We start from the raw sequence: 12,847 nt of genomic DNA, 5'->3' as shown, positions 1-12,847 counted from the left end.
CGCTGAAGACTCGCCTCGCACTGTCGCCGGAGCGTCTCGGGGCGCCCATCGATGACTCGCCGGCCCTGCGCAGGCTCAATGGCCAGACCGCACTTGCTGGCCAGCAAGACCCGGTTCCGCTTGCCCTGCATTGCCTTACCCAGCAGCGCCTCATTGGCTGGTGGCGCCATAGAGGGTAGCGGTATCAAAGTGGCGATAGCCCATGTCGAAGGCCGACTCCAGGGCTCGCAACGCCTCGGGCTCGGGAACCGGCCTGCCATAGCCATGGGAGAGGTTCATGGCGCCCAGGCCGATGGCGGGCGAAGAGACGTCCTGGAGGCCGTCGAATAGCGTCGACATGGCAATCCTCGTCGGGTGGTAGGTGTCGGGTCGACGGTGCTGCGTATTCCGGCGAACGTGACCGATCCGCTCACCGTTCTCTCGCTGGCTCTGGTTTTGTAAGCTGTCCGGTCACGATGGGTCAACTTCTGCCGCTGTCGAAGCGGTGTTTTTCTCCTCGACTGTCCTCTGAGTGTCAGGCGGTGGGCGCTGTGCAGCACCGCCGACCCCGTCCACATTGGGAAACCGGGCAAAGGGCCTTCGCAGGTATCAGGCGCGCGGGTGACGTCGGCAGCGACGGGAGCGAAGCCCCACCATTCGTGGGGCGCACTTGCGCAAGCCACGCCAAGCGCCGCGGAACACCTTGGCGAACAGTGCGGCGCGCAACCGGGCGTTTCGCTCCTCCAGCGCCCGGATTTTCGGGTTCGGGTTATGGAAGGCCATGGCCGTCACCCTCTCAACCGCGAAGACACCGGCGGAATCACAGGCTGGCAGTATTGGTCGAGTGATGCACCATCACGGTGAAAGATAGCGGGGGTAGCGCAACGCATCAGCGCGAGGATGACTCAGGCCTTGGCGACCTTCACGGCGGTACCGGTGGCTACCAGGAACAGCATCGACTTGCCGCCGCCGGAGATCTCGCTGTAATCGAGGTCGATGCCGATGACGGCATTGGCGCCCACTCCCTCCGCCTCGCGGCGCAGCTCCTCCAGACAGGCGATCCTCGCATCACGCAGGGCGTTCTGGGACGACTTGTTGCGCCCACCAAAGAAGTCGCGGAAGCCGGCAAACATGTCCTTGAGAACGTTCATGCCGAACACGCACTCGGCCGACACGATATCGATGTGCTCGGTGACGCGGTAGCCCTCGAGGTGCGACGAGGTGGTGAGGATCACTCGCTCTGGCATGGGGGTCTCTCCGTTCCGGGGTTGCGGTGGCGATGACGCCGGGTGACACCGCACGGCCCAGTCGCCATTCTTCCATCATGCCCCGTTTGCCACACGGTGGGAACGCCCCTTCTTAAGCAGCTTCGCTGCTGGTCCGGTTGCGCTAGATAGCTGATTGTCGACATAAATATAAACAAGCCACATCTCGACATTGCACATCCTGCAAATCAGCAATTAAACTTTTTGAAAAAGGGGGCAGTCTCAAATTCCAAGTGCAACGCTATTGAAGGGTACTCGGAACGCCGATGTTATGTAGAATAAATTCAATCTAATACACAATAAGCTACAGCCATGACCAAGCTAATGGTCGGCTCCAAGATGCAATACCAAAGTTTATCGATCTATTTTCCAGAGATAGCCTAGTGCTTTTGGAAAACCAAATTATTGGAAATGACCTGTGCAGGGAACGCGGAAAAGCGAGGAAAGACTATCAAATTATTAAGGACAGGATTAGTGGTTTGTTCGAGATGAATCTGACTATGAAGCCGTTCCAAACTTTCGGCATAAGGCTGTAACTTGATGTTCTGTTAAAAATTAGCGGCACTCGGAGGAACTAATAGTGCGGCGGTCCGCTCTGGCATTAATCAGGATTTTCTGAACGACCGATTCTGGCCGAATGGGGAACGTTAGTCTACCCTGATGGTATGGATAAAGCAGCTTATGCACCAGAGTGGACGCCTTGGCAGGTGGTAACTCTGTTTTCTTTGACATAGGAGAAGTCCATGCAAGATATAAGACATCTTGAGGTTGGCATGACCACAAAGATTGGCACGGATCAGGTGAAAGAGCCTGAGGTGGGCAGAGAATATGTCCGGGGGCTCGATTCCAATAGCTGGCTCCTGTTTACCGAAGACCCGGCTGAGGATCGACCAGTTGTTGTTCGCATTGATAGTATCGAAGGCGATGTGTGTCATTGCACGGTCACAAGAAAGCTAAGCTGATAACTGACCTAACCTTCATTCCCGCTCTCGCCCTGGCTGACTACGGCAGCGTGGGGGTCGACGAAATGACGTTAGTCCTCGACGGCGATACATTCCGCGCTCAGATCAACGACTGGTCGCCCGTCATCGGCAAGCGGGCGGCGCTTAATCGCGATGCGCTTCATGCTGGCGGGCCTGCAAGACCGTTCAGTGTTTGCTGTGCCTAACAGATCAATCAAGCAGAACGTCTTGCGCTGGCGCGCCAAGCGACGACTTTTTCTGACATTATATTAGCCATGGCTGATCGTCTGCTCCTGGCCCAAAATCGGGCACCCTGCCTGCAATAATTCGCAGGCAGGGTAAGCTTATTTAGCCTTCGACTCTTACTAGCCAAGATTCTACCGTTTCAGCGCCATACTCATCCTTCCACGCTTTCAGGGTCTTCTGGTTGCCACCACGCGTTTCTACAACTTCTCCGGTATTCGGGTTTTTGTAGATTTTTATCTTGCGTTTGGCTCGACCAGCACTTTTCGTGCTGCTGGAACTCTTGTCTGCAGTCGGCTTAGGATCAAGCAGGCTGATGACGTCGGCTGCTGACTTGCCATATTCTCGCATCAGCGCTTCCAGCTTCTCCTTGAATTTCAGCTCCGCCTTTAGGCGCTCATCGTTCTGGAGTTGCTCCAGCTCTTCCTGAAGCTGCTTCAGCTGCTGCTCTTTCTGCAGGTAAGACGAAATGATCGACATACGGGACTCCACACAAGTTGATTTATAAGCCGATTATGATTGCATTCCGTCATCGAAGCAACACGCGAAGTTGACAAGGAAAATCATGAATCGGACTTGGTTCAATATCCGGCTGTGGAAGTCTGGCCCTGATCTTGAACGAGAAGGCACCCATAACAAGGTGCCGGTAGTGGCGCCAAGGGGTTTCGAAGGGTTCAGGTGGTGTGAAAAAGGGCCTACGGCAATGCCGCAGGCCCTTTTTCGATGTTCTGGCGCGCCCGGCAGGATTCGAACCTGCGACCTTTGGCTTCGGAGGCCAACACTCTATCCAACTGAGCTACGGGCGCACGCTTCGTATGAAGCGGCCCGTATCGTAACCGCCCATGGCGCGGCTGTCCACCGCTGCCCTGGCGCTCAACCGCCCTGCAGCATCTCGCCGACCTTGTTCAGGATATGGCGGCCAATGGGGATGGCCGAGGTGGCGGCGGGCGAGGGGGCGTTGCAGACGTTCACCGTTCGCCGGGTGTTGACGAACAGGAAGTCGTCGATGAGGCGTCCGTCGCGGGAGACGGCCTGGGCGCGCACCCCGGCGGGCCACGGCTCGAGGTCGTCGAGGGTGAGGCTCGGGCAGTACTTGCGCACCTCCTTGAGATAGCCACGGCGATAGAAGGAGTTCTTCAATTCGTGCAGGCCGGGCCGGAAGTAGCGCCCCAGCACGCGCAGCACGCCCGGGTCGCTGAACAGTCTCGCCATGTCGGGGAGCGAGATGTCCCCCTTGCGATAGCCCTCGCGCTTCAGCGCCAGCACGGCGTTGGGCCCCACCGTCACCGAACCGTCGATCATGCGCGTCAGGTGCACGCCGAGAAAGGGCATCGAGGGGTCGGGAATCGGGTAGATAAGGTGGCGCACGATATTGGCGTGGCGGTCGGCTAGGCGGTAGTACTCGCCGCGGAAGGGACAGATGATGAATCCTGGCGCGCGACCGAGCATGCGCACGACACGATCCGCCATGAGCCCGCTGCAGCTCACCAGGTAGCGGCTGCTGAACTCGCCCTTGCGGGTTGTCACCAGCACCTCGCCGGTGCGCTCCGCCAAGCCGGTCACTTCCTGGCCGTAGCGAATCTGCCCGCCGTTCCGCTCGAACTCGGCCGCCATGGCCTCGGCCACCCGGGCGAAGTCGACGATGCCGCTGGAGGGGATGTAGAGCCCGGCCAGGCCGGTGACGTTGGGCTCGCGCTCCTTCAGGGCATCGGCGGAGAGCCAGTCGCGCTCCAGGCCGTTGGCGGCGCAGCGCTCCCACAGCGCCTCCATGCGCTGGACTTCCGTCTCGCGGGTGGCGACGAGAAGCTTGCCGCAGATGTCGTAGGGAATGGCGTGACGGTCACAGAACTCGCGAGTCGCCCGGTTGCCCTCGCGGCAGAATCGCGCCTTGAGGCTGCCCGGCGCGTAGTAGACACCGGCATGGATCACGCCGCTGTTGTGGCCGCTCTGGTGGCGCGCCGGCCCGGCCTCTTTCTCGAGAAGCAACAGCTTTTTCTCCGGGAAGCGTTCGGCCAACTGCATGGCGGTGGACAGCCCCAGGATACCGCCACCGATGAGGATGATGTCGTACACGCGCGCCTCGTGTTCTTGTTGTCGGGCAGAAGTGGCAACCACCATACCCCGTTGCGAGCACGGCCGGCCAGCCAGGGCGCCCACTCATGCCAAAGGTGTGGGCCGGGCCGTTTTCCAGCGGTTTGCGTTGTCGGTATACTAGGCCGCACTGTGCGCGTCATGGCGTCCCGCACCATCGTGTTGCCGAAAACGGACGTCGTCACGAGTCGACAACGATTACAGGACCGTCAAGAGGTGGTGAGAGTGAAATCCAGCAAGCTGATCATGGGGTGCCTGGCCACCCTGGGCCTGAGCGCGGGCGTTGCCACCGCGCAGGACGTGGACCGCGATGCCATTGCCGAACGCCTGGCACCGGTGGGCGAGCTCTGCCTGCAGGGTGAAGACTGTGGCACGCAGGCGGCACAGTCCGACGCCAACGGCAACGGGGACAACGGTGGCGGTGAGATCGATGGCGCCGATATCTACAGCAGCGTCTGTGCCGCCTGCCACGACACCGGAGCAGCCGGCGCGCCGACACGCGGTAACGAGGAGGCCTGGGCGAGCCGGGTCGACAAGGGCTTTGATACCCTGCTGGACCACTCCATCAACGGCTTCAACGCCATGCCGGCACGGGGCGGCAACCCCAACCTCTCCGACGCGGAAGTCGAAGCCGCTACCGCCCACCTGGTCGAGCCGGTGATGGACGTGCCGGAAGTCGCCGGCGAGGCTGACGCCGCCGCTGAGGAAGAGGCCGCCGCCACCGAGGAAGACTCTGCTGCCGGCGACGAGGAAGAGGCCGCCACCGAGGAGGACGCCGCTGCCGGCGACGAGGAAGAGGCCGCCACCGGGGAAGAAGCCGCCACCGAGGAGGACGCCGCTGCCGGCGACGAGGAAGAGGCCGCCACCGAGGAAGAAGCCGCTGCCGGCGACGAGGAAGAGGCCGCCACCGAGGAGGACGCCGCCGAAGGCGACGCGCCCGCGCATGCCGACATCGACGGCGAGGCGATCTACAACCAGGTGTGCATGGCCTGCCACGAGACCGGCGCCGCCGGCGCCCCAGTGCGTGGCAACGAGGAGCAGTGGGCCGATCGCATGGAGAAGGGCATCGAGACCCTCTACGACAACTCCATCAACGGCTTCAACGCCATGCCGGCCAAGGGTGGCAACCCCAACCTCTCCGATGACGAGGTGAAGGCCGCCACCAACTACCTGGTCGAGCCGGTGCAGTAACCGCCATCACAGCAGCAACAACCGGGGCGCCAAGGCGCCCTGTTTTCGTGGGTCGGTTCCCCACAGCCAAGCCTATCCCGGCAATGAGCCCTCAGCCGAGTAGAGAGCGCAGCCCGGCGATGGCATCCTGGCCGCGCGCCTGCTTCTTGGCCGGATCCTCCTTGTCGGCGCGCCCCTCCCACTCCAGGTCCGCCTCCGGCAACTCGTCGAGGAAGCGGCTGGGCGTGCAGTCCATCAGCTCGCCGTAGGCCTTGCGCTGGCGAGCCAGCGTCAGGGTGAGCGTGCGCCGCGCCCGGGTGATGCCCACGTAGGCGAGGCGCCGCTCCTCCTCCACCGTGCCCGCTTCCACGGCGTTGCGGTGGGGCAGCAGCTCCTCCTCCAGGCCCATCAAATAGACGTGGGGGAACTCCAGCCCCTTGGCGGCGTGCATGGTGAGCAGCTGCACCCGGTCGGAGTCGTCCTCCTCGGCCTGCTGTTCGAGGATATCGCGCAGCACCAGCCGCGAGATGGCCGCCTCCACGCCGTCGGTCTCGGTCTCCTCGCTGGCCGCGACGTCTTCGGGGCTCACTTCTTCAGGGGCAGCCTGCAGCGACTTCTCGAGCTGGTCGATCAGCGTCCAGACGTTGGCCATGCGCCGCTCGGCGATGGTCGGAGCGCTGGCGTTCTGGTAGAGCCACGCCTCGTAGTCCATCTCGCGCAGCATGTCGCGGATGGCGGCGATGGCATCGCCGCCGTCCATGCGCCGGCGCACGCCGTCGATGAAGTGGGTGAAGCGGCCCAGGCGCTCCACGGCGCGGGTCGGCAGCTGCTCGGCCAGGCCCAGCTCCTGGCTGGCGGCGAACAGCGAGAGACGACGCCCGCTGGCCTGGTCGTTGGCGTAGTTGGCGAGCTTCTCCAGGGTGCCGGGGCCGATCTCGCGGCGCGGCACGTTGACGATGCGCAGGAAAGCGTTGTCGTCGGCCGGGTTGATCAACAGCCGCAGGTAGGCCATGGCGTCCTTGATCTCGTTGCGCGAGAAGAACGACGTGCCGCCGGAAAGCTTGTAGGGAATCTGGTAGTGCTGCAGCTTGAGCTCGAGCAGCCGTGCCTGGAAGTTGCCGCGGTAGAGCACGGCGAAGTCGCGCCACTCGGCCCGCTCCTTGATGCGCCGCGTCAATATCTCGCTGGCCACCCGCTCGGCCTCGGCCTCCTCGTGGCGGTTGACGACCACGCGGATCGCCGCCCCCTCGCCCATCTCCGACCACAGCGTCTTGTCGTAGACGTGGGGGTTGTTGGCGATCAGGGTGTTGGCGGCGCGCAGGATGGTACCGGTGGAGCGGTAGTTCTGCTCCAGCTTGATGACGTTGAGGCGCGGAAAGTCCTCGCCCAGGGTCACCAGGTTCTCGGGCCGCGCGCCGCGCCAGGCGTAAATCGACTGATCGTCGTCACCCACCACGGTGAAGGTAGCGCGCTCGCCCATCAGCAGCTTGACCAGCAGGTACTGGCTGACGTTGGTGTCCTGGTACTCGTCCACCAGCATGTAGTGGATGCGCTTGCGCCAGCGCGCCAGCGCCTCGGGGTCGTCGCGCAGCAGCACCACCGGCAGCAGGATGAGGTCGTCGAAGTCCACCGCATTGTAGGCCTTGAGGTGGCGCACGTAGGCATCGTAGGCGCGGGCGGCGAAGAGTGCGTCCTGGTCCGCGGCGTGGGAGAGGGCCTCGCCGGGCAGCACCAGATCGTTCTTCCACGCCGAGATCTGGTGCTGCACGCGATTGATCACCTCGGCGTCGACCTGGGCGTCCTTGTGCAGCAGGTCGCGCAGCAGCGCCTTGGCGTCCTCCGGGTCGAACAGCGAGAAGCCGGGGCGATACCCGAGCGCGGCAAGCTCGCGGCGGATGATGTTGAGTCCCAGGGTGTGGAAGGTGGAGACGGTCAGCCCGTGGCCCTCTTTGCCCTTGAGCATCTGCCCCACCCGCTCCTTCATCTCGCGGGCCGCCTTGTTGGTGAAGGTCACCGCGGCAATGCGCCGGGCGCTCAGGCCGCACTCCTGCACCAGGTAGGCGATCTTGGTGGTGATCACGCTGGTCTTGCCCGAGCCGGCGCCGGCCAGCACCAGGCAGGGGCCATCGATGTAGCGCACCGCTGCCTGCTGGCGGGGGTTCAACTTGGCCAGGCGCTGCTGAATGCTCATGGGCGTGCCTCGGGTGTCATCGCACCGGCAAAGCCGAGCTGGCGCCAGGCTTCATACACCAGAATGGCGCCGGCATTGGAGAGGTTGAGGCTGCGGCTCTCGGGGCGCATGGGAATGCGTAGGCGCTGAGCCTCGGGCAGCGCGTCGAGCATGGCCTGGGGCAGGCCGCGGGTCTCGGGGCCGAACACTAGGGCATCGCCGGGGCGATACGCCGGCTCGTGGTAGCCGGTGCGCCCGCGGGTCGAGACGGCGAACACCCGCTCGGGCGCTGCCGCCTCGAGGTACGCCGCCCAGTCGCGATGCACGCGCACGGCCGCCCATTCGTGGTAGTCGAGCCCGGCGCGGCGCAGGCGCTTGTCGTCGAGCACGAAGCCCAGCGGCTCGATCAGGTGCAGGCGAAAGCCGGTATTGGCACACAGCCGGATCAGGTTGCCGGTATTGGGCGGGATCTCGGGCTGGTAGAGGACGACGTCGAGCATGGCGGCCGCTCAGTCGGAGGTCGCCACCCCGTAGCGCGCCCGGTAGTCGCGGATCGCCTCGGCGTGCGCCTGGAAGGCCTCGCCGCCTCGCTCCTCGAGGTAGGCGAGCACCATATCCAGCGTGACGATGCTCACCACCGGCATGGCGTAGCGCGCCTCGACTTCCTGGATGGCGCTCTGGCCGTTTGCCTCCCCGTCAGCCTGACCGCGCTCCTGGCGATCCAAAGCGATCACCACCCCGGCGGCCTCGGCACCGGCCGCCTTGATCAGCGTCATCACCTCGCGGATGGCGGTGCCGGCAGTGATCACGTCGTCGATGATCAGGATGTGACCGGCCAGCGGTGCGCCGACAATGTTACCGCCCTCGCCGTGGGCCTTGGCCTCCTTGCGGTTGAAGGCGTAGGGCAGGTCGCGACCGTGATGGTCGGCCAGCGCCACGGCGGTGGTGGCCGCCAGGGGAATGCCCTTGTAGGCGGGGCCGAAGAGCATGTCGAAGTGCGGCCCGCGCTCGGCGATCGCCCGGGCGTAGAAGCGCCCCAAGCGGGCCAGGGCGGCGCCGGTCCTGAACAGGCCGGCGTTGAAGAAGTAGGGGCTGACCCGCCCCGACTTGAGGGTGAACTCGCCGAACCGGAGTACCCCCTGGTCGATGGCGAACTCGATGAACTCACGCTGGTAGGCTTGCATGCTGGCCGCCACGGCTCCCCCTGGTGTCTCAACCTCGTGCGACGCCGGGTCGGCCCGCGAATCCGAGCCCCATAGCACGTCTTTCGCGACGGTCCCTTTACCCAAACGTCGAAACGTCGGGTATCATACACGCGCGACGTCAAAGGGACCATGTATGAAAATTGCCACCATCAATGTCAACGGCATCCGCGAGGCGGTCGACCGCGGCTTCCTCGACTGGCTGGCCGGCCAGGACGCCGATGTCGTCTGCGTGCAGAACCTCAAGGCCAAGAGCTTCGAGCTCGACGACAGCATCCTCTACCCGGAAGGCTACGAGGGCTACTTCCTCGACGCCGAGCAGGACGGCTTTTCCGGCGTGGGGCTCTACTGCCGCAAGATTCCCAAGGCCATCATGTACGGCCTGGGCTTTCCGCAGTGCGACCACGAGGCGCGCTTCCTGCAGGCCGACTACGACCGCTTCAGCATCGCCAGCTTCCTGATGCCCGACGGCAGCGACTACGCCGCCAAGCAGGCCTTCATGGCCCAGTATCAGGAATACCTCGCCAAGATGGCGCGCAAGCGACGCGAGTACATCATCTGCGGCACCTGGCATGTCGCCCACAAGACCATCGACCTGGCCAACTGGGCGGACAACCAGGCTACTCCCGGCTTCAAGCCCGAGGAGCGTGCCTGGATGGATCAGGTGTTCGGCCCCACCGGCTTCATCGACACCTTCCGCGAGATCAACCGCGACGCCGGCGAGTACACCTGGTGGCCCAAGCTCGACCAGGAAGTGCCGCGCTCCCGCCAGGAGGGCTGGCGCATCGACTACCAGATCGTGGGGCCCAACTTCCGCCGTCACGTGGTGGACGCCTGGATCGACTACGACGCCACCTTCAGCGAGTTCGCCCCGCTGATCGTGGAGTACGACCTGCCGCTGTAACGCCTCCCCTACGTCGCCGTTCCGGTCCGCCCGGGACGCAGTGCGCCGGCCTTGATAGGCCGGCGCACTGCTTTAGGGAAACACTGATTTATTGCTGCGCTCGGGCCCTTGCCAAAGACAGCTGGCCGCCGGCGATGCCGGTGCGCCGGCCCGGTCGTCTCCTCATGTAGCAGGCTACACTCCGGGAGCTGCGCTCCGGCGGCGACCAGCCTCTCATCGCTCGCGACATAAATCAGCGTTCCCCTTGCATTAGAATGATCTTAGCGGCGAATGCCCAGCGCCTCGCGCTGATGCTCGAAGAGCGCATGGCCGGCCTTCTCCGACAGGTCGAGCATGGCGCTGAGCGCCTCGCGGGAGAAGGTGCCCGCCTCGGCGGTGCCCTGCACCTCGATCAGCCCGCCCGACTCGGCCATCACAACGTTCATGTCGGTGTCGGCGCCGCTGTCCTCGGGGTAGTCCAGATCGACCACCGGCACGCCCTTGAAGAGCCCCACCGAGACGGAGCTGATCAGCTGCACGAAAGGGTCGCCCTTGATCAGCTTCTTGCGCTGCAGATAGCGTATGGCGTCGACCAGCGCCACGCAGCCGCCGGTGATCGAGGCGGTACGGGTACCGCCGTCGGCCTGGATGACGTCGCAGTCCACCGTGATGGTGTACTCGCCGAGCTTCTTGAGGTTCACCGCCGCGCGCAGCGAACGGCCGATCAGCCGCTGGATCTCCAAGGTGCGTCCGCCCTGCTTGCCGCGAGTGGCTTCACGGCCGCCGCGGGTGTGCGTGGCCCGCGGCAGCATGCCGTACTCGGCAGTTATCCAGCCCTGACCCTTGCCGCGCAGCCAGCGCGGCACCCCGGCCTCGACGCTGGCGTTGCACAGCACCTTGGTGTCGCCGAACTCCACCAACACCGAACCCTCGGCATGGCGGGTGTAGTCGCGGGTCAGGCGAATCTCGCGGGGCTGGTCGGGCGCGCGGCCACTGGGGCGCTTGACGTCGGCTGCCATAGGTCCTCTCCGAAGTAGGGTCGCAAGTCTTCCTCCCCCGGGAGCGGGGCGGGAAGCGGAAAGGGCGCCATTCTACACGGTTGGCGGCAGGAATCGGTTACACTGCGCCCTCGGATCCGTCCCTGGGCCGCCAGCGCGGCCCGCACCGCCCGAGGAGGAGGCCGATGGCCGACACTGCCAATCGCGTTCACAGCATGACCGCCTTCGCCCGCCAGACCCGCGAGGCCAGCTGGGGCAGCTTGCAGCTCGAGCTGCGCTCGGTGAATCAGCGTTATCTCGAGCCCCACTTCCGCCTGCCCGAGACGCTGCGCGACCTGGAACCCGCCTTCCGGGAGACGCTGCGCATGCGCCTGGCTCGCGGCAAGGTGGAGTGCACCCTGCGCTTCGAGCCCGAAAGCCGCGACGACACCCTCACGGTCAACCGCGAGCGCCTGGCCGAGCTGGCCGCCGCCCTCGGCGAGGTGCGCACCGCCCTGCCCCAGGCCGCCATGCCCGACGCCCTGGCGCTGCTCGACCACCCCGGGGTGCTCGAATCCCGCGGCGCCGACCTCGACGTGGTCAAGGCCGAGGCCCAGGCGCTGTTCACGGCCGCCTTGGACGAGCTGGTCGCCGCCCGGGCCCGCGAGGGCGACAAGCTCGCCGCGCTGATTCGCAGCCGCCTGGCAGGGGTGCGCGAGCAGGTGGCCGAGGTGCGCGCGCGGATGCCCGAGATCCTCGAGCGCCAGCGCGCCCAGCTGTTGGAGCGCCTGGAGGCGGCCAAGGCCGAACTCGACCCCCAGCGCCTGGAGAGCGAGCTGGTGCTGCTCGCCCAGAAAGCCGATGTCGACGAGGAGCTCGACCGTCTCGCGACCCACGTCGCCGAAGTCGACCGCCAGCTCGGCCAGCCCGGCCCCAAGGGACGCCGCCTGGACTTCCTGATGCAGGAGCTCAACCGCGAAGCCAACACCCTCTCCTCCAAGTCGGTGGTCGCCGACACCACCCGCTGTGCGGTGGAGCTCAAGGTATTGATCGAACAGATGCGCGAGCAGATCCAGAACATCGAGTAATCTTCAGCCGTGTATAATGTGCGGCCTCGCGAACCGGGCGGCGCTGGGCTGCCGGGTCGCGGACCGCCAGCCGCTTCGTCGTTGCCCAACCCGTCCCGTCGCCCAACCCGAGTTGCTTCGCCATGTCTCAAGGTACGCTTTTCATCGTTTCCGCCCCCTCCGGTGCCGGCAAGACCACCCTGGTGCGCGAGCTGATCGACAGTCTCGACGGCATTCAGGTCTCGGTGTCGCACACCACCCGCCCCCGGCGGCGCGGGGAGGTGGACGGGGTGAACTACCATTTCGTCGACACTGCGACCTTCGAGGGCATGATCGCGCGCGGCGAGTTCTTCGAGCATGCCAAGGTGTTCGACAACCACTACGGCACCGCCCGCCCCGCCGTGGAGGCGATGCTCGAGGCCGGCCAGGACGTCATCCTGGAGATCGACTGGCAGGGCGCCCGCCAGGTGCGCACCCAGATGCCCGAAGCGGTCTCGGTGTTCATCCTGCCGCCCTCGCGCGAGGAGCTGGAACGCCGCCTGGCCAGCCGCGGCACTGACGAGCACGCCGCTATCGCCCGGCGCATGCGCGACGCGGTGAGCGAGATGTCACACTTCGAAGAGTACGACTACCTGGTGATCAACGACGACTTCACCACGGCCCTGCGCGAGCTGCAGTCGCTGGTGATCAGCCGCCGGCTCGCCGTGGCCCGCATCCAGGAACGCCACGGCCCGTTGCTGGCCGCGCTCTTGTCACAGCCGCCAGCGGTCGAGTAATCTATTCTGTCCCGTGATTGTCACCCCGCCCGGCCTTGGCCGGCGCCCAGAGTTCAGGAAGG

Annotated in this window: 13 protein-coding genes and 1 tRNA gene; 5 read left to right on the top strand and 9 right to left on the bottom strand. The window is 64.9% G+C overall.

Annotated features, from left to right (window positions below; translation table 11 throughout):
* Positions 1-150 precede the first annotated feature (150 nt).
* Complete coding sequence (locus FEF15_RS19375; RefSeq protein WP_240454065.1) at positions 151-339, bottom strand: aldo/keto reductase; 189 nt, start codon at positions 337-339, stop codon at positions 151-153.
* A 545-nt stretch (positions 340-884) separates the two neighbouring features.
* A complete protein-coding gene (locus FEF15_RS04505) occupies positions 885-1,226 on the bottom strand; it encodes a YbjQ family protein (RefSeq protein WP_163557948.1) in 342 nt (113 codons plus the stop codon).
* A 761-nt stretch (positions 1,227-1,987) separates the two neighbouring features.
* Here FEF15_RS04505 and FEF15_RS04500 point away from each other — a divergent pair.
* A complete protein-coding gene (locus tag FEF15_RS04500; RefSeq protein ID WP_163557947.1) occupies positions 1,988-2,206 on the top strand; it encodes a hypothetical protein in 219 nt (72 codons plus the stop codon).
* 348 nt (positions 2,207-2,554) lie between these two features.
* On the opposite strand, the gene FEF15_RS04495 is transcribed toward FEF15_RS04500, so the two are convergent.
* The 3 genes from FEF15_RS04495 to lhgO form a co-directional block, all read right to left on the bottom strand.
* The gene (locus FEF15_RS04495) at positions 2,555-2,929 is read right to left on the bottom strand and encodes a histone-like nucleoid-structuring protein, MvaT/MvaU family (protein ID WP_163557946.1); all 375 of its coding nucleotides are present in this window, start codon (positions 2,927-2,929) and stop codon (positions 2,555-2,557) included.
* Positions 2,930-3,178: 249 nt separating this feature from the next.
* Positions 3,179-3,255, bottom strand: a tRNA-Arg gene (locus tag FEF15_RS04490).
* A gap of 67 nt (positions 3,256-3,322) precedes the next feature.
* Positions 3,323-4,522, bottom strand: a complete 1,200-nt coding sequence (lhgO, locus tag FEF15_RS04485) for an L-2-hydroxyglutarate oxidase (protein ID WP_163557945.1) — start codon at positions 4,520-4,522, stop codon at positions 3,323-3,325.
* Positions 4,523-4,765: 243 nt separating this feature from the next.
* Here lhgO and FEF15_RS04480 point away from each other — a divergent pair, with 243 nt between their 5' ends.
* On the top strand, positions 4,766-5,731 hold the full coding sequence (locus tag FEF15_RS04480) for a c-type cytochrome (RefSeq protein ID WP_240454064.1): 966 nt from the start codon (positions 4,766-4,768) through the stop codon (positions 5,729-5,731).
* A 91-nt stretch (positions 5,732-5,822) separates the two neighbouring features.
* Here FEF15_RS04480 and rep read toward each other — a convergent pair whose 3' ends face one another.
* From rep to pyrE, 3 genes are read right to left on the bottom strand one after another with little or no spacing between them, the layout of a single operon-like run.
* On the bottom strand, positions 5,823-7,901 hold the full coding sequence (gene rep, locus FEF15_RS04475; protein WP_163557944.1) for a DNA helicase Rep: 2,079 nt from the start codon (positions 7,899-7,901) through the stop codon (positions 5,823-5,825).
* Positions 7,898-8,380, bottom strand: a complete 483-nt coding sequence (trmL, locus tag FEF15_RS04470; protein ID WP_163557943.1) for a tRNA (uridine(34)/cytosine(34)/5-carboxymethylaminomethyluridine(34)-2'-O)-methyltransferase TrmL — start codon at positions 8,378-8,380, stop codon at positions 7,898-7,900. Before trmL ends, rep begins: the two co-directional genes overlap by 4 nt.
* A 9-nt stretch (positions 8,381-8,389) precedes the next feature.
* Positions 8,390-9,064 (bottom strand): orotate phosphoribosyltransferase, encoded by a 675-nt coding sequence (gene pyrE / locus FEF15_RS04465; RefSeq protein ID WP_163557942.1) that lies wholly within the window; start codon positions 9,062-9,064, stop codon positions 8,390-8,392.
* 154 nt (positions 9,065-9,218) lie between these two features.
* Here pyrE and FEF15_RS04460 point away from each other — a divergent pair, with 154 nt between their 5' ends.
* The gene (locus tag FEF15_RS04460; protein ID WP_163557941.1) at positions 9,219-9,986 is read left to right on the top strand and encodes an exodeoxyribonuclease III; all 768 of its coding nucleotides are present in this window, start codon (positions 9,219-9,221) and stop codon (positions 9,984-9,986) included.
* Between the two features lie 260 nt (positions 9,987-10,246).
* Here the strand turns inward: FEF15_RS04460 and rph are convergent, their stop codons facing one another.
* Positions 10,247-10,984 (bottom strand): ribonuclease PH, encoded by a 738-nt coding sequence (rph, locus tag FEF15_RS04455; RefSeq protein WP_163557940.1) that lies wholly within the window; start codon positions 10,982-10,984, stop codon positions 10,247-10,249.
* A 164-nt stretch (positions 10,985-11,148) separates the two neighbouring features.
* Here rph and FEF15_RS04450 point away from each other — a divergent pair, with 164 nt between their 5' ends.
* Both FEF15_RS04450 and gmk read left to right on the top strand, forming a co-directional pair.
* Complete coding sequence (locus FEF15_RS04450) at positions 11,149-12,030, top strand: YicC/YloC family endoribonuclease (protein WP_163557939.1); 882 nt, start codon at positions 11,149-11,151, stop codon at positions 12,028-12,030.
* A 122-nt stretch (positions 12,031-12,152) separates the two neighbouring features.
* Positions 12,153-12,785 carry a guanylate kinase gene (gene gmk / locus FEF15_RS04445; protein ID WP_163557938.1) on the top strand — a complete coding sequence of 211 codons (633 nt, stop codon included), beginning with the start codon at positions 12,153-12,155 and terminating at the stop codon, positions 12,783-12,785.
* Positions 12,786-12,847: the final 62 nt, after the last annotated feature.

Origin of the sequence: Halomonas sp. NO4, assembly GCF_010994375.1 — a bacterium.
Lineage (GTDB): Bacteria > Pseudomonadota > Gammaproteobacteria > Pseudomonadales > Halomonadaceae > Halomonas.
This window is presented reverse-complemented; position numbering and strand designations above follow the sequence as displayed.